The 20,276-nt window shown below is 56.8% G+C and carries 16 protein-coding genes and 1 tRNA gene; 7 read left to right on the top strand and 10 right to left on the bottom strand.

What is annotated here, in order from left to right; translation table 11 throughout:
* The first annotated feature begins 156 nt into the window (after positions 1–156).
* The 3 genes from ACB040_RS18860 (at position 157) to ACB040_RS18850 (ending at position 6,921) form a co-directional block, all read left to right on the top strand.
* Positions 157–1,206, top strand: coding sequence for an efflux RND transporter periplasmic adaptor subunit (locus ACB040_RS18860; protein ID WP_335837012.1), 1,050 nt, complete (start codon positions 157–159; stop codon positions 1,204–1,206).
* Complete coding sequence (locus tag ACB040_RS18855; RefSeq protein ID WP_371156024.1) at positions 1,206–4,322, top strand: efflux RND transporter permease subunit; 3,117 nt, start codon at positions 1,206–1,208, stop codon at positions 4,320–4,322. Before ACB040_RS18860 ends, ACB040_RS18855 begins: the two co-directional genes overlap by 1 nt.
* A gap of 211 nt (positions 4,323–4,533) precedes the next feature.
* Positions 4,534–6,921, top strand: a complete 2,388-nt coding sequence (locus tag ACB040_RS18850; protein ID WP_371156026.1) for a YgiQ family radical SAM protein — start codon at positions 4,534–4,536, stop codon at positions 6,919–6,921.
* 166 nt (positions 6,922–7,087) lie between these two features.
* Here the strand turns inward: ACB040_RS18850 and ACB040_RS18845 are convergent, their stop codons facing one another.
* Genes ACB040_RS18845 through ACB040_RS18830 form a run of 4 tightly spaced genes read right to left on the bottom strand, consistent with a single transcriptional unit; the run spans position 7,088 to position 10,357 of the window.
* Complete coding sequence (locus ACB040_RS18845) at positions 7,088–7,366, bottom strand: YkgJ family cysteine cluster protein (RefSeq protein ID WP_371156028.1); 279 nt, start codon at positions 7,364–7,366, stop codon at positions 7,088–7,090.
* 2 nt (positions 7,367–7,368) lie between these two features.
* A complete protein-coding gene (locus ACB040_RS18840) occupies positions 7,369–8,847 on the bottom strand; it encodes a hypothetical protein (protein WP_338774191.1) in 1,479 nt (492 codons plus the stop codon).
* A 48-nt stretch (positions 8,848–8,895) separates the two neighbouring features.
* On the bottom strand, positions 8,896–9,957 hold the full coding sequence (locus ACB040_RS18835) for a hypothetical protein (protein WP_371156030.1): 1,062 nt from the start codon (positions 9,955–9,957) through the stop codon (positions 8,896–8,898).
* A gap of 10 nt (positions 9,958–9,967) precedes the next feature.
* Positions 9,968–10,357: a TerB family tellurite resistance protein gene (locus ACB040_RS18830; RefSeq protein WP_371156032.1), complete on the bottom strand. Its 390-nt coding sequence runs from the start codon at positions 10,355–10,357 to the stop codon at positions 9,968–9,970.
* 758 nt (positions 10,358–11,115) lie between these two features.
* Between ACB040_RS18830 and ACB040_RS18825 the strand changes: the two genes are divergently transcribed.
* Entirely contained in the window at positions 11,116–12,297 is a 1,182-nt protein-coding gene (locus tag ACB040_RS18825) for a M28 family metallopeptidase (RefSeq protein WP_371156034.1), read from the top strand.
* A 174-nt stretch (positions 12,298–12,471) separates the two neighbouring features.
* Here the strand turns inward: ACB040_RS18825 and ACB040_RS18820 are convergent, their stop codons facing one another.
* Positions 12,472–13,080 carry a short chain dehydrogenase gene (locus ACB040_RS18820; RefSeq protein WP_005347588.1) on the bottom strand — a complete coding sequence of 203 codons (609 nt, stop codon included), beginning with the start codon at positions 13,078–13,080 and terminating at the stop codon, positions 12,472–12,474.
* A gap of 105 nt (positions 13,081–13,185) precedes the next feature.
* Between ACB040_RS18820 and ACB040_RS18815 the strand changes: the two genes are divergently transcribed.
* Both ACB040_RS18815 and ACB040_RS18810 read left to right on the top strand, forming a co-directional pair.
* Positions 13,186–14,067: a LysR family transcriptional regulator gene (locus ACB040_RS18815; RefSeq protein ID WP_371156036.1), complete on the top strand. Its 882-nt coding sequence runs from the start codon at positions 13,186–13,188 to the stop codon at positions 14,065–14,067.
* A gap of 128 nt (positions 14,068–14,195) precedes the next feature.
* Complete coding sequence (locus ACB040_RS18810; protein ID WP_371156038.1) at positions 14,196–15,110, top strand: Gfo/Idh/MocA family protein; 915 nt, start codon at positions 14,196–14,198, stop codon at positions 15,108–15,110.
* 113 nt (positions 15,111–15,223) lie between these two features.
* On the opposite strand, the gene ACB040_RS18805 is transcribed toward ACB040_RS18810, so the two are convergent.
* The 3 genes from ACB040_RS18805 to ACB040_RS18795 all read right to left on the bottom strand — a co-directional run bounded on the left by ACB040_RS18805 (position 15,224) and on the right by ACB040_RS18795 (position 18,670).
* On the bottom strand, positions 15,224–15,574 hold the full coding sequence (locus ACB040_RS18805; RefSeq protein ID WP_019446869.1) for a TusE/DsrC/DsvC family sulfur relay protein: 351 nt from the start codon (positions 15,572–15,574) through the stop codon (positions 15,224–15,226).
* A 24-nt stretch (positions 15,575–15,598) separates the two neighbouring features.
* Positions 15,599–17,764 (bottom strand): YccS family putative transporter, encoded by a 2,166-nt coding sequence (yccS, locus tag ACB040_RS18800; RefSeq protein WP_371156040.1) that lies wholly within the window; start codon positions 17,762–17,764, stop codon positions 15,599–15,601.
* Between the two features lie 249 nt (positions 17,765–18,013).
* On the bottom strand, positions 18,014–18,670 hold the full coding sequence (locus tag ACB040_RS18795) for a Bax inhibitor-1/YccA family protein (protein WP_005338308.1): 657 nt from the start codon (positions 18,668–18,670) through the stop codon (positions 18,014–18,016).
* Between the two features lie 208 nt (positions 18,671–18,878).
* On the opposite strand from ACB040_RS18795, the gene ACB040_RS18790 reads away from it, so the two are divergent.
* Positions 18,879–18,966 (top strand) — tRNA-Ser (locus tag ACB040_RS18790).
* Positions 18,967–19,164: 198 nt separating this feature from the next.
* Here the strand turns inward: ACB040_RS18790 and ACB040_RS18785 are convergent.
* The gene (locus ACB040_RS18785; protein ID WP_338774205.1) at positions 19,165–19,833 is read right to left on the bottom strand and encodes a UPF0149 family protein; all 669 of its coding nucleotides are present in this window, start codon (positions 19,831–19,833) and stop codon (positions 19,165–19,167) included.
* A gap of 35 nt (positions 19,834–19,868) precedes the next feature.
* Positions 19,869–20,183: a hemagglutinin repeat-containing protein gene (locus ACB040_RS18780; protein WP_338774971.1), complete on the bottom strand. Its 315-nt coding sequence runs from the start codon at positions 20,181–20,183 to the stop codon at positions 19,869–19,871.
* Between the last annotated feature and the right edge of the window lie 93 nt (positions 20,184–20,276).

Below are 20,276 nucleotides of genomic sequence, written 5' to 3'. Positions count from 1 at the left end.
TGCGATGTGGCGTGAAAACAAACGGCGCGACCTGAAACAGAGTGAGCTTATCCCGCGCTTGTTACGTTTTGTCACATTTATACATAGTCACGGCATAGTCTGGGGCTAAAATGGCCCCAATCTGGATTTACCCTCTTACTCTTCATGGACTGTTCGATGAAAATGCGTATCTGGCTCGGCTTGGGCCTTCTTCTAATCGTGGTTGCCGGCGTCTGGGCGCTGCGTCACAGCGAACCCGCCGCCAAAGCACCGACCAGACAGGTCAATATCCGCACTCAAACCGTCAAACAGAGTCTGGCCGAGCCGACCCTCAAGCTGGTGGGCAAGCTGGCGGCCAATCGTTCTGTCATCATCAGCCCCGAAGTGACCGGTCGCATCGTCAAGATTGCGGTGCAGTCGGGTCAGAGCGTGGCGAAGGGGGAGACCCTGATCGCGCTGGATGCGGGCAAGCAGCAGGCGGAGCTGGCCGAGCAGAGGGCCAGCCTGCGCGACGAGAACCGCAAGCTGGGGGATATGCGCAAGCTGGTGGCCCGTGGCGCCGTGACCCAATCCGAGCTGGAGGGGCAGGAGGCCACCGTGGCCCAGGTGCAGGCACGCCTCGATGCCGCCCGCTACGAGCTCTCCCTGCGCACCTTACAGGCGCCTTTTGCCGGTACCGTGAGCCTGATTGATCTCAGCGAAGGGGCGCTGGTCAACAGCGGCGATACCCTGCTGCATCTGGATGAACTGGACAAACTGCGCCTCGATCTGGCGGTGCCGGAGCGTTACCTCTCCCTGCTGCGCCCGGGCATGGCGGTTACCGCCACCAGTACTGCCTGGCCGGATCAGCAATTCAACGGCACCCTGACCACTCTCGATAGCCGCATTTCCAACGATACCCAGAACATCAAGGCGCGGGTGATGATCCCCAATGGCAACGGCCAGTTGCGTCCGGGCATGCTGCTCAATGTGGAGCTGGCGCTGCCCGCCCAGCAGCTCACCCTGATCCCCGCCCAGTCGGTGGAGTACGCCGGTGAGCAGCGCTTTGTTTACCGTCTTGAGGCCGATGGCCGGGTCAAGCGGGTGCCTGTGGTGCTCGGCGAGACCGAAGGGGAGACCGTCTGGGTCACCGAGGGGCTCAAGGTCGGCGATCGCATCGTGGTCGAGGGGCTGGTCAATCTGCGTGATGGGGTGCAGGTGCGTGATCTGGCCGAGGTGAACGGCTGATGTGGCTCTCCGATATCTCAGTTCGCCGCCCGCTGGTGGCGGTGGTGCTCAGCGCCCTGCTCACCGTGTTTGGTCTGGTCGCCTTCAGCAAATTGACGGTGCGGGAGATGCCCGATGTGCAGATCCCCTCGGTCTCCATTACCACCACCTATGAGGGGGCGGCCCCCTCGGTGATGGAGAGTCAGGTCACCAAGCCCATCGAGGATCAGCTCTCCGGCATCAGCGGCATCAAGAACATCAACTCCATGACCCGCAAGGGACGCTCGATGATCACCGTCGAGTTCAAGCTCGGCTGGAACATGGTGGAGGGGATCTCCGATGTGCGCGATGCCCTTTCTCGCGCGCGGCCTCGGCTGCCCGATGATGTGGACGAGCCACTGGTGACCAAGGACAGCGGCAACGGCGATGTGGCGATCTGGCTCAACTTCAGCAGCAGCCAGATGGATCGCACCGCCATGACCGACTACGCCAACCGGGTGCTGGTCGACCCCCTGAGTCTGGTGGACGGGGTGAGCGAAGTGGCGCTCTCCGGCGATCTCACCCAGGTGATGTATGTGCGGCTGCGCCCGGCCGACATGGCGGCCCGTGGCATCACGGTGAGCGATGTGGAAGAGGCTCTCAAGCGGGAGAACATCGAGCTGCCGGGGGGCGAGATCCGCAACAACTCCATGACCATGGCGGTGCAGATCGCCCGTCTCTACCACACAGCAGAAGATTTCCAGCAGCTGCAAGTCACCACAGCCGCCAACGGCCAGAGCGTCTATCTGGCCGATATCGCCGACGTGGAGGTGGGAGCCAAGAACGAAGACAGCGCCTATCAGCGCAATGGCAAAGAGAGCCTGGGTATCGGCATCGTCGCCCAGTCCACCGCCAACCCGCTGGCAGTGGCGCAGGGGATCGAGAAGAAACTCGGCGAGATGCAGCGCTTCCTGCCGGAGGGGGCCAAGCTCGAGGTGGATTACGACTCCACCATCTTTATCAAGCAGGCCATCGACGAGGTGTACGAGACCCTGGCCATCTGCGCCGTGCTGGTGGTGGCGGTGCTCTATCTGTTCCTCGGGCAGGGGCGCACCACCCTGATCCCGGCCATTACGGTGCCGGTGTCACTCATCTCCGCCTTTATCGGCGCCTGGTATTTCGGCTTTTCCATCAACCTCATCACCCTGCTTGCCCTTATTCTCGCCATCGGCTTGGTGGTGGATGACGCCATCGTGGTGGTGGAGAACATCCACCACCATCTGCAGCGGGGGGAACCGCCGCTGCTGGCCGCCTGGCACGGCACTCGCGAGGTGGGCTTCGCGGTCATCGCCACCACCGCCGTGCTGGTGATGGTGTTTGTCCCCATCGCCTTTATGGATGGCATGGTGGGGCGGCTCTTTACCGAGTTTGCCATCCTGCTCTCGCTTGCGGTGCTCTGCTCCTCGCTGGTGGCGCTGACCCTCACCCCGGCCATGGGCTCCTGGCTGATGCGCCCGCTGGATAAACCGAACCGGCTCACCGCCGGGCTCGATCGCGGGCTCGGCTGGCTGGAGGGGCACTATCGCCACCTGCTGGCGTGGGTGCTGCGTCGCTCCCGCTGGACGCCGCTGGTGCTGCTGCTCTGTCTGGGCGGTATCGGCGCCCTCTTTACCCAGCTGCCGACCAGCCTTACCCCGACCGAGGATCGCGGCGTCATCTATGTCTTCGTCAAGGGGGCAGAGGGGACCAGCATCGAGCGGATGAAGCGCAACATGCAGCAGGTGGAGTCCGCCATCATGCCGATGCTGGGCAAAGGGGTGGTGCAGGCGCTCAGCTTCAGTACCCCCGCCTTTGGCCGTGGCGGCGATCAGACCGGTATGGTGATCATCCAGCTCACCGACTGGGCCGAGCGAGACATCACTGCCACCGAGTTCTCCCGCTCGCTGGGTGCCAAGCTCTCCGGCATTCCCGATGTGATGATCCGCACCTTCCAGCCCGGTTTCCGAGGCGGCTCCACCGCACCGGTGCAGTTCGTGCTGCAGGGTAACGACTATGCCGAGCTCTACCAGCAAGGGTTGGCGCTGCAACAGGCGGCGCAGGGCAGCGGCCTGATGCTGAGCCCGGATCTCGACTACGCCGAGAAGACCCCGGAGCTGCAGGTGACCATCAATCGCGACAGCGCCAGCCAGCTTGGCATTCCGGTCTCCACCGTGGCCAACAGCTTGCAGACCTTGCTGGGCGGGGCGAGCAAGACCACCTATGTGGACAGGGGCGAGGAGTATGACGTCTACCTGCGCGGTAATCAGACCGAGTTCAACGGCATCTCGGATCTCGGTCGCATCTACCTGAAGGCGGCCAACGGCGAGATGGTCAGTCTCTCGACCCTGGCGACCGTCAAGCAGGTAGCGACCGCCAACCGCCTCAACCACTACCAGCGGCAAAAGGCGATAACCCTGACTGCCGACGTGCACCCCGACCACACCCTGGGTGAGGCCCTCGATTTCCTCGATGGCTGGGCCAACGCCAACCTGCCCACCGGCATGACGGTGGATTACGCCGGTGACTCCAAGGATTATCGCGACAATCAGGGGGAGATGGTGCTGGTCTTTGGCCTCGCCCTGTTAGTGGTCTATCTGGTGCTGGTGGCCCAGTTCGAGAGCACCCTGACCCCGGCGGTGGTGATGGTGACGGTGCCGCTCGGCATCTTCGGCGGCCTGCTCGGCCTCTGGCTGACGGGGCAGGAGATGAGCATCTACAGCCAGATCGGCATGATCATGCTGATCGGCATGGTGACCAAGAACGGCATCCTGATCGTCGAGTTCATTAACCAGCTGCGCCAGCGCGGCGAAGGGTTCGAGGAGGCGATAATCAAAGGCTCGGTGCGCCGCTTGCGCCCTATCCTGATGACTTCGCTCACCGCCATTATCGGCGCTGTGCCGCTGATGCTCTCCATGGGGGCGGGTTACGAGAGCCGGATGGCGGTGGGAACCGTGGTCTTCTTCGGACTGTCGCTGGCAACCCTGGTCACCCTGCTGGTGGTGCCCGCTATCTACCATCTGATCGCCCGTCACGCCGGTATGACCGGGCAGCGGGATCAGCAGGTAGACGAAGCGCTGGCCGCCAGGGGGGCAGGGGAGTCGCAGCCTCCGGCGCCCTGATCAGCGCCTTGGCCTCAATTCTGACCTGAACCCTGACCTGCGCGCTCAAGCGGGGCCGGTTATCAGCCTCCATCATCACAAGGGCGCCTGCGGGCGCCCTTGCTATTGCGGGCGGCGGCCTATTCCGCGGGATCTATAGGGACAAAAAGCCATCGCTCCCCTTGGCCGCAACCGGTATAATGCGCGACCCGAATTTTTCCAGGTGTTCAAAATGCAGCCGGTACCCAACCTTTTCTCCTATCCCCGCTATTGGGCCGAGTGCTACGGCACGGCGCCCTTCCTGCCCATGTCCCGCAAAGAGATGGACAAGCTCGGTTGGGACAGCTGCGACGTCATTCTGGTGACGGGGGATGCCTACGTGGATCACCCGAGCTTCGGCATGGCGGTCATCGGCCGCATGCTGGAGGCGCAGGGCTTTCGGGTCGGCATCATCGCCCAGCCGGACTGGTCATCGAAGGATGACTTTATGCGTCTGGGCAAACCGAACCTCTTCTTCGGAGTGACCGCGGGCAACATGGACTCCATGATCAACCGCTACACCTCCGATAAAAAGCTGCGCCACGACGACGCCTACACCCCGGGGGATGTGGGCGGCAAGCGGCCGGATCGCGCCACCCTGGTCTATACCCAGCGCTGCAAGGAGGCCTTCAAGGAGGTCCCCGTCGTTATCGGCGGCATCGAGGCTTCCCTGCGCCGCATCGCCCACTACGACTACTGGTCCGAGACCATCCGCCGCTCTATCCTGCTTGATGCCAAGGCCGATATCCTGATCTACGGCAACGCCGAGCGGCCGCTGGTGGAGGTGGCTCACCGCATCGCAGCGGGGGAGACCATCGACACCATGCAGGATATTCGCGGCACCGCCGTTATCCGCAAGGAGCCGCTACCGGGCTGGAAAGGGGTGGATTCGAGCAAGCTCGACCAGATTGGCCGTATCGATCCCATCATGAACCCCTATATGGAAGGGGCCCCATGCTCGGATGACGCCACCGACGCGGCACCTGCCGCGCAGGAAGCCCAGCCTGTGCTGGTGCAGCCGCCCAAGCCCAAGCCGTGGGAAAAAACCTATGTGAAGCTGCCGGCGTTCGAGCGGGTGAAAGAGGACAAGGTGCTCTACGCCCACGCCTCGCGCATTCTGCACCACGAAACCAACCCCGGCTGCGCCCGTGCGCTCTCACAGGCTCACGGCGATCGCATCGTCTGGGTCAACCCGCCCGCCTTCCCGCTGGAAACCGAGGAGATGGACGGCGTATTCGGCCTGCCCTATCAGCGGGTGCCGCATCCTGCCTATGGCAACGAGAAGATCCCCGCCTTCGAGATGATCAAGACCTCGGTCAATATCATGCGCGGCTGCTTTGGCGGCTGCTCCTTCTGCTCCATCACCGAGCACGAAGGGCGCATCATCCAGAGCCGCTCGGAAGAGTCGATCCTCAAAGAAATCGAAGATATCCGCGACAAGGTACCGGGCTTTACCGGCGTCATCTCGGATCTCGGCGGCCCCACCGCCAACATGTACAAGCTGCGTTGCAAGAGCCCCAAGGCCGAGCAGACCTGCCGTCGCGCCTCCTGTGTCTGGCCCACCATCTGCCCGCACATGGACACAGACCACAGCCCGACCATCAACCTCTATCGCAAGGCGCGCGACCTCAAGGGGATCAAGAAGATCCTCATCGCCTCCGGCGTGCGTTACGACATCGCGGTGGAAGATCCCCGCTATATCAAGGAGCTGGCCAAGTACCACGTCGGCGGCTACCTCAAGATCGCGCCGGAGCACACCGAGGAGGGGCCGCTCTCCAAGATGATGAAGCCGGGCATGGGCAGCTACTACCAGTTCAAGGAGCTGTTCGACAAATACTCCAAAGAGGCGTGCAAGCAGCAGTACCTGATCCCCTACTTTATCTCTGCCCACCCGGGTACCACGGATGAAGACATGATCAATCTGGCGCTCTGGGTCAAAGAGAACCGCTTCAAGCTCGATCAGGTGCAGAACTTCTACCCGTCGCCGCTCGCCAACGCCACCACCATGTATTACACGGAGAAAAACCCGTTAAACAAGGTGAGCCGCACCGGTGGCGATGTGTTTGTTGCCAAGGGCGAGCGCCGTCGCCGCCTGCACAAGGCGCTGCTGCGCTACCACGACCCCGCTGGCTGGCCGATGATCCGCGAAGCCCTGCTCGCCATGGGCAAGGGCCACCTGATTGGCAACGGCCCCGGCTGTCTGGTGCCAGCAGAAGGTCGCAACGAGCGCGCCGCCAGCGGCAAGGGCATGAAACCGGCCCTGACTCGCCACAGTAACATTGCCCATCAGCGCGGCAACGGCGCAGGTAACAAGGGGGCGGGCCAGAGCAACGGCCAGCACGCCAGCAGCAGCGCCAACAAGAGTGGCAAGGGCAATGGCAAGCCGCTGGGCTCCGAGCTCAAGCTGGGGAACGGCAAGCCCGCCGGACAAGGCGCAGGTAAGAGCGCTGATAAGAGCAAACCGACGGGCAAACCCGCCCATAAGGGCAAGGCGCCGACCCGCGCCGGCTCTGCCAAACCCGCCGCTCAAGGCGGCAAGCCTGCGGCTAAAGGCAATGGTGCCAAGCGACCGGCTCGGTAAGTTTTCCTGACTGGAAAGCGATTTAAATAAAAAAGGCGACCGGATGGTCGCCTTTTTCTCTGCAGTATTTGATATTGAGCAGCTTATGCTGAACGAGAAACTAGTGATTTATGCTATATCTCATTTTTCTCAAGACTAAGGTGGCTAGAGTTGATTACCTTGTGTATTAATAATTTTCATTTTTAAATTTTTCACAAATAGAAATGTTAATTTCAATGAACGCATCCCATTCATAGGAATGTGATAAATGTTCATTATAATAATCTTCAATGCGACAAATAAGTGGTCTTGATTCATAGATACTACACAGCCGAGTTGAATCACTAAAGTTCACACATGTTCCATCTCCTCTGTCTAAATGGCTTGTTTCTTCACTTAAGTGGACGTTCTGGCAGCAAATGCCGCAAGAGTCACATGGAAATCTTTTTCTTTTTTTGACTGGCATTTTTAATCACCCATCATGAATGATTCAAAATCGTCCAGGCTTGAAAATTTCGACTCAAAATTAAATTCAGCACCAATATTATTTAATGTATTCGTTGCAGCTTGATAGTCTTTGACCTCTATATTATGTTCAAACGTACCAAGTAGCCCATCTAATACAGCGCGTTGCTCAATAAAGTAGATCTTGATTTTATCATTGTTTTCAGCGAAGAATTTATTAGAAATGTTTATAACATCATCGATATATTTATTGTGTGCATTAGCTCTTAATTTAAAACGATAGATTTCTATGTCGCAATTTAAAACTGAATAAGCATGCCTCATTCCTAAGTATGAAAATCGCATCCAAGCCACAAAATTCATACGACTAAAGAAACTAACCCAATTACATTCTGGGTTACGAATGAATGCATCACCGGCATCAATCAAGCACAATGTACCGTGGCCAATGAGTAACATTTTTCTTAATCTAGTGTTTGTGTCAAGCTTAATGAAACTCAAGCACTCAGACCATGAATGCCCATGTTGATAGCGGTTTCTGATAATACAGAAAACTCTCGTAAACAATTCTACCATGAAAACCGGAATGGCTTGCACCATGCCGAAGCGAGCATCATAACCTTGCTCAAATACCTTTACAGAGATATCTGCAAATGATAATTGCTCATCCTTATGTTCAAAACTACCGAGATTGATAATCTGTAGCAGTTCATAAAATGGAATAGGTACACCTGTGCCACGACTCTTGCCACCCGAGGAGCCAGAGATATCAGACATTATGTGGCCTATCCAGTTAATAAATGCGCAGAAAATTTTTGATAAAACTGTATTTCCCTGAAGCTTACTTTCTGCAGTAACAGTAATGAGCTGGCCATTATCTATAAAAGTTGCTGTACCTCTAAACTGATCAATGATTGAAAAAATCAGCCCGATAGGGCTTGGGGAGTGTGCTAGTGACTTTAGATGATGATTGGAAGGTGTCATCCTCATAAAATCATTCACTATTTTCCCATGCTGATGATCATAATTTACTTTGAAAGTCCGCTCTAAAAATGCAATTGCACTCTTGGTTGAATCTGACCCATTTTTTGCGCCTTCCCAGCCATTGAGTTTTGCGAAGTTTTCAACCAGAGAGTCCATTATGGAATCAGCCTGCGTTAATAGCTTGGAATCATTTGGAGAACAAACAAAAAATGAGTCAATAAGTCCTGCTAACACCCCCGAAGATGCAGCAAAAATATAATCCCACTTATCACATTCCGAACCAATTTTAACGTCTTCTTCAATTTTAGATAACTGCTTGTCAAGTTCTATTTCTCTGGCTGAAATTTCATTCAGAGCTATATCATGTGCTTCAAGTATCTCACTGAAAGAGTTGAAATTCTTAGTTACGGCTGGGAATAATGAATCCACTTGTGGTGCTGGCTGTTTAAGTAACTCTGCTAGAGGAATTTCAGTAAAAAAGTCTTGCCTATGTTGCATAAATTATCCAAAAAATAAGGAGAGGACTGAGTCCTCTCCAGTAGTTGATTAACAGAAATCTTTAACTTTCTGACATTCTAGTAGCTCTATACTTCTGGGGTTCACATCGTCACCAACTTCGTTAATAGTGCCTTCTGCGATGAAATCTTTTAGAAGATAAGCCATTGCATAACTTGTCATGACACAGCCCTTTGCTTCGTCATCCATATCTTTATAATGTATATTTTTATTGGCGAAGGCATTTAACTTTGGCATAAGGGTAAGTTTAAATTTATTCAATAATTTATTAAACGTACAATTGCACAGAGATGTATGAGCTTCAATAGCTGCTAGTTTTGACACTATAATTTCACCCTTTTTTATTTGGGTGAGTATTTTACAATATTGTGAATAAGCCTCATCCTTTGCTTCTGCGGCTTTATAGGCGAGAACTGAACCCCCAATAGCGAGCAATGGGCCAGCCACTAAGCCTCCAAGTACCATTGTACCGCCAGCCATCCCAAAACCACCCGAAGCTAATGAACCGCCACCTAACCAAGCTAAAGTTGCATTAGTTGCTGCAGCACCAGAAAGACCGCTAATTGCGGTGCCCGTTGAGGCTGTAGCTAATGACCCAACACCTAAATATGCACCACCACCAGCAGCAACTCCAGCTAACGACCCGGCCGCGACAGACTTTAAGCCTTCGCTTAGCTTGTTAAACTCTAGGTTGCCCATTATAATTTTTTGCTCTGCCTGAGTAATAGTCAAATTTGTATCTATTACGCCAATTTTTTTTAGTATTGCAATTTCTTCTTCTTTTGTTATTACAATGCGTTTGGAATCTTTGAAGTTGTTGTTAATTGACCTTTGGTCTGTGACACTAAACAACGATTGAAAATTCAGGACTGATTCCGTTCCATTTCTTTTTAATGCTCCATATTCTTCAAGTATACTCATTGTATCTTTTTTTTGTTTTACAAGTTTTGTTTCAAACTCAGATGCTGAGTTTTTGGCCTTATTATTATAATGCGTTGCATCATCCAAATCACCTTTGGCATCAATACCCTTTTTAACACCATAACAAGCAGCGGCGACAGCTGCACCTGCCAAAATAAATGGTAATGGCATTGCGTTCTCCTTATTGATTCAATAGTTCTTGAGCTTCTATGGAAAGAGAAAGTTGTTTTGATACCCAACGCTCAAGCATTGAAAGTTTTTCTTCAGATATATTAAGTGTTTTCGCGTATTTCCGAATGAGCACATATTCATCGTTGTGGTAATCACCATCGGCATGAGCAACAGCGATTAACTCAAGCAATAGCGAGATTTTTGATATGTTCGATTCAAATAGTACATTTAGCTCATCTATTTTTATACTTTCTGGGGCGACGGAAGTATGAACCTGACTCTCTAATAGAGTATATATACTGGCTTCATTGTTATGGAGTTTATTATCTGCATTTATAATTTCTTTAGCTAGATAGAGTAATGCGGATTGTTGTTTTTTATCTAAATTTTGAATAAACATTTAAAGTAAAACTCCTATTTTAGTTATGTCCATATTAACAGTGCTCGAGCTTTAAACTTGATTGGATAAATTAAGGTGTAAATAATGTATATTGCATTGACTATCAATTTTTAATTGACATTAATCTCAGCACAAGTCCATATCAAAATCCTTTTGATGACGATTTTCAATGAAATGTGGGACTTCCACTTTCCTCTGTGGGGTGTAACGTCACCAAATCCCACGCTACCGCCCGTTGATCACAGCTTCCAATACGCTTCCTTGATCTGCGCTGGCAGCAATCCATCGTAGTTCAACAGGTTCTGGATGGCTATGGTAAGCCAAACGAGACTGCCTCGGCGAGCCTTAAAGTGATGTAACTATCAGAAAAAACGCGTTTTTTGACCTCTGTCAAACTCTTCATTCTCTGCGGCCTTGCCGCCAACCGGAGAGTGATCGGGCGCTGGCTGCTGGCCATCCTGCGGCTATGGCTGGGTGCTGGAACCTCTCAAATTGTTTTACTGGTGCAACGCATAAGCGAAGATCTGTTGCGAGGGTGGAACAATCAAGGGGCTGTGCGGGCAAGGCAACAGGGGCGGGGAGGGAAAAACAGGAGGCCCGGTAGATATAAAATCCCCGGCTGGCGCGCTTTACATCAGGCGGTGCAATTTGGTGAAGGGCGTGGTCGATTTAACGGCAATGGGTGACTAGACTAGCTTGGTCTTCTTATGAGACCTATTAAGCCTGTTTACTGTTAACCATAACCGGAAGGATCCGACATGAAAGCGATGACTGCAGCCCTTTTACTCCCCCTGTTTCCCCTTGTCGTTCAGGCGGGGGCGCCCGTGTGGATCACGATAGGGGCCGATAGCGGGGTTGAACTCAAGCAGGTCAATGCCAAGCTCTCCCCTCTGTTCAGTGCCAGCGGGGCGCCCGTCCAGCTGGCCCAGATTGAGGCAAGCGAGCTTGGCTCCCTCTCGCACCTGATGCACGAAGGGCACCAGCGCTGCGGTGGCTATGTGGTGCACACGACTCTGGCCGATGCGCTGCAGAGCATGGCCCAGCCCCTCAGCCAAAACCTGTTCAGCGCCCCGCCGTTGACCCAGGGGGCCAGTGTCAACCGGCTGCTGCCCCATCTGGATCAAGGCAATATCGCCAGCACCATCAGCAAGCTGTCCGGCTGGCGCAACCGCTACTACACCACTACCACCGGCACGCAATCCGCCGACTGGGTGGCCAGCCAGTGGCAGAGCCTCGGCAGCACCCTGCCATGGGCCAGCGTCAGCCGGGTCAAACATAGCGGCTACCCGCAGCAATCGGTGGTGCTGACCCTCAAGGGAAGCCGCTATCCGGACGAGGTGGTGGTACTCGGTGGCCATCTCGACTCCACCGCAGGCTCGGCCCCCAACAGCAAGACGCTGGCCCCCGGCGCCGATGATGACGCCTCCGGCATCGCCACCCTGACCGAGGTGCTGCGGGTCATCGCCGAGCAGGGCCGCCAGCCGGAGCGTACCCTGCAATTTATCGGCTATGCGGCGGAGGAGGTGGGTTTGCGAGGCTCCAAGGATATCGCCAGCCGCTACAAGGCGGCCAACACCAGGGTATTGGCCGCGCTCCAGCTGGATATGACCAACTACAAGGGCTCGGCGAACGACATCGTCTTTATGACCGACTACACCGACAAGGGGCTGACCGGCTACCTCACCCAGCTGATCGATGCCTACCTGCCGCAAGTCAGCTATGGCTATGACAGCTGTGGCTATGGTTGCTCGGATCACGCCTCCTGGCACAATCAGGGCTACCCCGCCGCCATGCCGTTCGAGTCACGTTTTAGCGAATACAACCCCAGGATCCACACGGCGCAGGATACGTTGCAAAACTCGGATCCCTCGGCTGGCCATGCTCTCAAGTTTGCCCAGCTGGCGACCAGCTTTGCCGTTGAAATGGGCAAGATAAACTGAGTCACAGGCCGCTGTGCAAGCCAAAAGGAAGGAAGTCTCGGCTTCCTTCCTTTTTTATCTCTGCTGTGCGGCTTTGCCCCCGTCATACAAAAAGCCCCGAGAGCTGGCGCTGTCGGGGAAGAGGAAAAACATCGACAAGGAATTACAAAGGCATTGGGTCAAACCTGAACCGGATCAGGCATCGACATAGAGCACCTGACCGCTAATAAAGCCATCGACGGAGCGCTCAAACGCCTTGCCGACCAGGGCGCCCGGCACCGGCTGGAAGCCCGGCATCATCTCGCCATATACGTCCCACGCCTCTTCCAGTACGGTCGGGTTGACCACATTGATGCGGATGCCGCGGGGCAGCTCGTGGGCCACGCACTGGACAAAGGTATCGATGGCGCCGCTGGTGGTGGCATCGGCAATGGCCAGCGGGATCGGCTTGATATTGAGGATGCCGGAGATCAGGGTGAAGGAGCCCCCCTGATTGATGTAGTTGAGGCCGATATTGACCAGATTGATCTGCCCCATCAGCTTGCTCTGGATGGTGGTTTGCCACTGCTCGTCGCTCATCTCGCCAAAGGGGGCGTATTCGCAAAATCCTGCGGTATTGACCACCGCATCGAAGGAGCCCACGTTTTGGTAGAGTCGCTCGATAGACTCTCGGCTGGTGATATCCACCTGAAAATCACACCCCTCGCCGGATCGGCTGGCGGTGATCACCTTGTGCTTGCCCAGACCACTGAGGGCGGCTTGCCCCATTTTCCCCTGAGCACCAATCAGAATGACAGTTTTCATCGTTAACCTCGCTTTGCTGGAAGAGCTGCAAGGTTAGAGAGCCACTGATACAATGTAAATCATGGGTGGTTTGTATGTGATACAACTTTAATTGGTGAGGTAAGGGTGGAGAAGATCGATATCAGGCAGATGCGGGTGCTGGTGCTGCTGGTCAGATACAAGAGTGTGTCGCGGGTGGCCGAGCTGCTGGAGATCTCCCAGCAGGGGGTGAGCAGCCATCTGAAAAAGCTGCGCGATCTCTTTCCCGCCGAGCTGTTTATCCGCCAGAGCGCCGGGTTGCAGCCGACCGATTACGCCTGCGAGCTGGCCGCCAGGTTCGAGCAGATCCTGGCCGATATTGACGGGGTCTTTGTGGCAGCGCCCTTCGATCCCGCCAGCAGCCAGCGCACCTTCAGGGTGATGGCCAACGAGTATGCCCAGCTCGCCATAATCCCAAGGCTGGCGAGCGCCCTGCGCACTCAGGCGCCCTCCATCCGGCTCGATGTGGTGGACTTTCAGGCCGAACTGCATCTGGAGGCGCTGGCCAGCGGCGAGGTCGATCTGGTGATTGGCTTTGATGCCTATCTCGACCCGGGGTTGCTGCGCGCCACCCTGCGCCGGGATCACTACTGCTGCGTGCTGCGCCGCGACTCCCGATATCTTCCGGACAACGCCCCGCAGGATCTGGCGGCCATCCCCTTTGTGCAGTTTGCCAACAGCGTCGGCAATTTCGAAGGGCAGATGAGCCCGCAGCAGGTTGCCAGCGCGGCGGTGGCGACGCTCCCCTGTTACACCTCGCTGCAAGCCTTTATGTCGGTCAATGACGTGGCGGCCTGCATTCCATCAGCTATCGCCGCCCTCGGGGATTTTCGCACCGTGGAGCTGGCCGGGGCGCCGCAGCCGTTCGAGGTGGTGGTCGGCAGACACCGCAAAAGTCAGGGCAATCTGGCCATCGAGTGGCTGGCCGAGGTGATCAAGTCGGTCAGCGATCTTGCTATGCCCGGATAACGTCGCCGTTTGCACAGAGCGGCCGCCACCAGCCTGCGCGCTAACGGCAGGCTGGATCTGCGGGGGAAATCCTGCGATGGTGCGGGCAGTTATCCACTTGTCCCGTTATCGAGTGAAAAGGAGTTGAGATGCGCATTGCCATGATTGGTCTGGGGGATATCGCCCAAAAAGCCTATCTGCCGCTGCTTGCCAGCGATGAGCGGGTCACCCCGCTGCTCTGCACCCGCAATCCAGCGGTGCTGGAGAAGCTGGCCCGCCAGTATCGGGTCGCCGAGTGCTTTACCGATGTGGCGGCCATGCTGGCCAGCCGCCCCGACGCCGTGATGATCCACGCCGCCACCGCCGTGCACCGTGAGCTGGCCGAGCAGTGCCTGCGGGCAGGGATCCCCACCTTTGTCGACAAGCCCCTGTGCGACAATCTGGCCGAGGCAGAGGCGCTGGCCAACCTCGCCATCGCGCAAGATTGCGCCCTCTTTACCGGCTTTAACCGCCGCTATCTGCCCGCCATGGCCGAGGCGCGGGCCCAGCCGCTCACCGAGCTGAACTGGCAGAAACACCGCTTTGCCCTGCCGGGCAAGGCGCGGGATTTTATGTTCGACGACTTTATCCATGTGCTCGACAGCCTCTGCTTCTATGGCGGTGTGCCGGGCGGCGACTTTCATGCGGTCTTGCGACCGGATGCGAAGGACAACAGCCTGTTGGCCGGGGTGAGCATCAGCTGGCAGAGCGGCGATCGCGCCATCAGCGGCAGCATGAACCGCAGCGCCGGGATCACCGAGGAGCGCATCGATGCCTACGGCGACAATCTCTCCCTGCACCTTGAGAACTGCACCCGCGGCAGCATCGCCCGCGACAAGCAGGCGCAGATGCTTGCCCCCAACGATTGGCAGCCGGTGCTGGCCCAGCGCGGCTTTGCCGCCATGCTGGCGCACTGGTATCAGCAGATTGAGATCGGCAAAGCGGATAGCGAGCTGATTACCTCCTACCTGCATGGCCACCGGCTGGCGGAGCAGTTGGTGGCGCTGGCTGACAAGCGGAGATAAGGCTAGCTGGAAGTCTGAGAGATATGAAGACGAGGTGCGCGAAGATAGCGCACCAAACACAACGGGGGGTCGCAGTTGCGGCCCCCCGTTGTTATGGGATGAGATGCATGGGATCAGATGCACTTCACTGGCTTGGGCAGGCCACCAATCTTGGTCGCCTGCTTGGCGGGCCCTTCCGGGAACAGCTTGTAGAGGTAGCGGCTGTTGCCCTTCTCGGGGCCGTACTGCTTCTCCATCGCCTTGACCAGCGCGCGGATGGCGGGGGAGGTGTTGAACTCCAGATAGAAGGCGCGCACAAAGCGCACCACTTCCCAGTGCGGCTCCTCAAGCGTGATCCCCTCCTGCGCGGCCAGCACCAGTGCCAGCTCCTCGCTCCAGTCGTTGCTGTTGAGCAGATAGCCCTTGGCATCGGTCTCGATGAGTTGGCCGTTGAATTCCAGCTGATGTTTTTCGGACGCAGACATGAGGGCTCCTCGCTAATGGGGCTATCAGGATTGGGCGGGCATGGTAGCGCCTTGATCCCCGGTGAGCAACCGGCTCTCGTTGGCCAGATGCAGCAGCTGATCCGCCAGCTCGCTGATCAGGTTGAGCTGCTGGGTCAGCATCAGCTGCTCCTCGCTGCTGTCCGGACTGCTGTCCGTGCAAAGAAGGGGGCTCTGACCACTGATGGAGCTGGAGGGGTTGCCCGCCAGATGGCCAGCGGCCTGCTCCAGGGTGTGGCAGATGTGGTGGCGCACCTCATCCAGCCCGCTGATGGCCTCCAGCTTGTCGCGATGGGCCCCCAGCGCCGAGATGTAGGAGAGCAGGGCGTGGTTGCGCCAGGTGAGGGTAAAGCAGAGATCGAGGAAGCGGCGGCGCTTTTGCGGCTCCACCAGCATGCTCTGCCAGGCGGTGGCCAGCTCGCTGTCCGCCAGATGGGCGCTCTTGCGTGCCACCCGATAGTCGATGGACTCGTCCCGCTGCTGCTTGAGGCTCGCCAGCACCGCCGAGAGGTAGCGGGCGTTGGCCGAGAGCGAGTTGGCGATCAGGGTTGGCAGCCGCTTGTACTGCCAGTCCGGCCAGAGCCAGGCCACCAGCCCGTAGGAGATCAGGCAGCCGAGCAGGGTATCGAGCAGCCGCGGCCCCAGAATGGCAAAGCCGATGCCATCGAGCAGGTTGAACGCCATCAGCACGTAGAGGGTGATAAAGCAGACCGCGGCGCTGTAGTTGTTGCGCACCTGGGTGAAAAACAGGAAAGCGGCCAGCCCCATCACCACCAGCTGGACGTGCAGCTCGGGGAAGAGCCAGAGCACCGGAATACCCACCAGAATACCTGCGAAGGTGCCGAGCATCCGCTGCACCAGTCGGCGGCGGGTGGCGCTGTAGCTGGGCTGGCAGACAAACAGCACGGTCAGCAAAATCCAGTAGCCCTTTTCCAGATCAAAGGCTTGCAGTATGCCGTAGCCGATCACCAGCCCGAGTGACAAACGCAGCGCATGGCGAAACACCATGGAGTGCAAGGTGAGGTGCTGCTTGAGCTGGGCCAGCAGCGGCAGGCGGGGCGGGCGCGCCAGCGCGGGCAGCTCCTGCTCCGGCTGCTCGGGGTTTTGCAGCACTTCGGCGCTGCCCAGCAGCTGGTTGATGCTGGCCAGATTGCGGCGCAGGAACTTCATCGGCGTCAGCAGGGTTTTCGGGTAGTGCTGCTTGAGATTGGTGAACTCCAGCTGATCGCCAAGGGCCTCCAGCGTCCAGTGGATGCGCTTGTTATGGGCATAGGGCTTGTGCACCAGAATGGCGTACCCGAGCCGCTGGCATGCCTCGGAGAGTTGCAGGAATACCTCCTGAAATCCTTCCAGTACTATGCCCTGCTTGAGCTCGGCTTCCAGTCGGCTGTAGGGATAGTGGCTGGAGGTGGCACGCTCGTGGATTTCCAGCGCCAGCAGATAGAGGCGCAGCAGGCTGGCCAGCTCGGGGCTCGCCGGATGGCGGCGGCTCAGGCGGGCGTTGAGGGCCGATTTGGTGAGGGTCAGTGCGCTCACCAGATTGATGTTGAGCTGGGCCAGATTGTGGCGAATGGCCTGGGCGCCGTGCTCGTCCGCAGGGAAGAAGCGGGACTTTTCCAGCAGGTAGCGGCCAAGGGCGAAGTAGCTCTGGGCCAGCTGCTCGTGCAGGGTCTTGTAGGGCAGGAGCCAGAGCCAGATAAACGAGACCAGCCCGTACCAGAGGGCGCCAGCGCCGAGGGCCAGCGGCTGGTAGAAGAGATCCGGTGCCTTGGCGGCCCCCAGCATGGTGTAGATGGCGATCAGCAGCGAGCCGAAGCTGATGGTGGCGTAGCGAGCACCGAGCGCCCCCACCATCACGAAGATAAAGGTGGAGCTGGCCAGCCCGATGGCAAACAGCCAGGGGGTGGGGTAGAGATACTGTACGCACAGGGACGCAAACATGAAGCAAATCAGCGTCATGGCGAGGTTTTTGAGCCGTCCCCACAGGCTGTCGTCGGTTTCGGCGATGGCGCCCGCTACGACCCCGAGGGAGAGCAGCACGGTGAGCTGGATATTGCCGGTGGCCAGGGTGAAGGCGAGCAGACCGAGAATGGCCAGCAGCACTTTGAGAGCGAAGTAGATGTGACTATCGGTCAGCAGTCGGCGTAACAAACCGGAGAATTCCATGGGCATGCTAGGCACCACCCTTGAGCGAAGCAAAATCGATGTGACTATCAATCAGCAGTCGGCGCAGCAGGCCAGAGAGATCCATCGGCATGAGACAGGTGAAACCCTTGATCGAAACGAGAGCGAGATAGTAACCCGCCAAGCGCGAAGTGGCCCTGATCCAAATCAGGGCCACTTCGCTTCATATCCTTGATTTACAACTTATCCTGACAAAAATCGGCGCCAATAAAAACCCCGCCGAAGCGGGGTTTTTGATTAGTTGCGGTTACCGCCAAGCAGGCTCAGCAAGCTCAGGAAGATGTTGTAGATGGAGACATACAGGGTGACGGTGGCAGAGATGTAGTTGGTCTCGCCGCCGCGCACGATCTGCTGGGTAGTCAGCAGGATGGCACCGGAGGAGAAGAGCATGAACATGGCGGACAGCGCCAGGCTCAGGGCGCTCATCTGCAGGAAGATGTTGGCAATCATGGCCACCAGCAGTACCCAGAAACCGACGAACAGCATGCCGCCGATGAAAGAGAGGTCACGCTTGGTGGTCAGGGCATAGGCCGACAGACCGAAGAAGGTGAGCGCGGTGCCGCCAAGGGCGGTCATCACGATCTCGCCACCACCATTGTTCATGTACATGTTGATGATGGGGCCCAGGCTATAGCCCAGCAGACCGGTCAGGGCGAAGGTGAAGACCAGCCCCATGCCGTTGTTGCGATTCTTCTCGGTCAGGAACATCAGACCGTAGACACCGATCAGGAACACGGCCCAGTGCAGCGGCGGCATGTTCATCACGGTAGCGACCCCCGCCACCACGGCAGAGAAGCCCAGAGTGAGGGAGAGCAGCATATAGGTGTTACGCAGCACCTTGTTGGTATCGCGTACGGCACTTTGGGTGCCAGTGTAGATAGAACGGGTATCCATCTTGGGTGTCCTCTTGATGTCCGGGTGAGACGGCGAGCAGCCGCCTCGTGATCGCTGTTTGTTACTGCATGTTTACGCATTGTATGTAGAACAAATAGGGATGACGAGGAACAATTTCAAGCCACCTGCCATTTTGCTCCCGCACACTATCCCACAGGAAATATGTATTGCATATGAACAAGGGCTTAGCGTAGTATGCACGCCGTTCGGAGGGGTGGCAGAGCGGCTGAATGCACCGGTCTTGAAAACCGGCGATGGGCGACCATCCGTGGGTTCAAATCCCACCTCCTCCGCCATCTATACAGCCCAACTGATTTATTTGGTTGGGCTTTTTTGTTTCTGCGATTTTTAGTATGCCAGTGAGTATACCATTAGGTGTTGGCTGTCCTACCCCTTGATAACACTCCTTTGGACAGGTCATTGCCACTATTCCCTTCAAGTTACCCAAAACAAGAGAGGGCCATTGGCCCTCTCTTGTTATCTATTTTTGTTGGTCAGTGCAAACAGCACTGCTTGTACTTCTTACCGCTGCCACAGGGACACTGCTCGTTGCGGCCAATCTTGATGGGTGCAACTACTGGTTGCGAGCGCTCCGGGCGTTCACTTCGTTGCGCCAGAAAGTGGGCATGAAGGATACGAGCAGCAAAGCGGGCCTTGGTGGCTTGCTCTTGCAAGTGTTCATTGCTGAGAGCCTCCAACGATGTAGGCATCTTCTCCAGCGGTTCAGATATCATCGCCAGTGCGGCAGCTTCAGGTGCGGACAGTGTGGGCCATGGCGCCAGCTCAAGACCTCCCAGGTAACCACCACACCAGTCGTGGATCAGCGGGACCCATTCCCCGTGTCGCTCAAATTCCGGTGCCACTGGGAAATAGTCTTCTGCCGCATAGGTCAAGGTGGTCGCAATGTCGTTGCTGTGGCGCATTACCAGATCGATAAAGCGTTCCAGTTCGGCTTCGCTTTGCCACTCGGGTTGATCCTGCTCGCCTCCCCAAATTGCAGGGAGCCAGGTACTTGGCATGATGAGGTGAGGGCCAGAGACCACCGCAGTTAAAAAGCCATCCAGCATCGACATTGAAGCAATGCTATTGTCACTGCCATAGCGCTCCAGCAGTGCTTCCAGCTCATCGAACTCTTCATCACTCAATATCTCAAACGGTTGCATCAGTGCACCTCAACAGATTGATATTTTTTAAAGTTCTACGCCTGCTCCACTTCGCTCTGGTAGTCGCTGTTTATCTTCTGGCGACTGGCGTTGATATACCCGGAGCCGGTCATGGTGCCAAAGGTAAAGCTGCCCCCGGCCGCGATGCTGCTCTGTTTGCTCTGGTAGTGGTCGCGGTCCTGCTGGCTGGTGAAGGTCAGGTTGCGGCCGATATCGGCCCTGACCTTGTCACCACTGACCTGCGCCCCCAGCAGGGTGGCATCCCGCCCTGATGTGCCTGCGGTGAGGGTGGTTTCGGTATAGCGACCCGAGTTGCCCAACTCCTTGCCCTTGGTGTATGGAGATGGTATTCACCTGACAGTTGCCCACAAAAGGGAGTGGTCATACGGCTTCAAACCGGATAACAAAACGGTACCCCTACCGTGTTATCCGGAGTCACCGTA

Origin of the sequence: Aeromonas sp. S11(2024), assembly GCF_041402345.1 — a bacterium.
GTDB classification, from domain to species: Bacteria; Pseudomonadota; Gammaproteobacteria; order Enterobacterales; family Aeromonadaceae; genus Aeromonas; species Aeromonas veronii.
The sequence above is the reverse complement of the archived record's forward strand: the minus strand, read 5'-3'. Positions and strand labels throughout refer to the sequence as shown.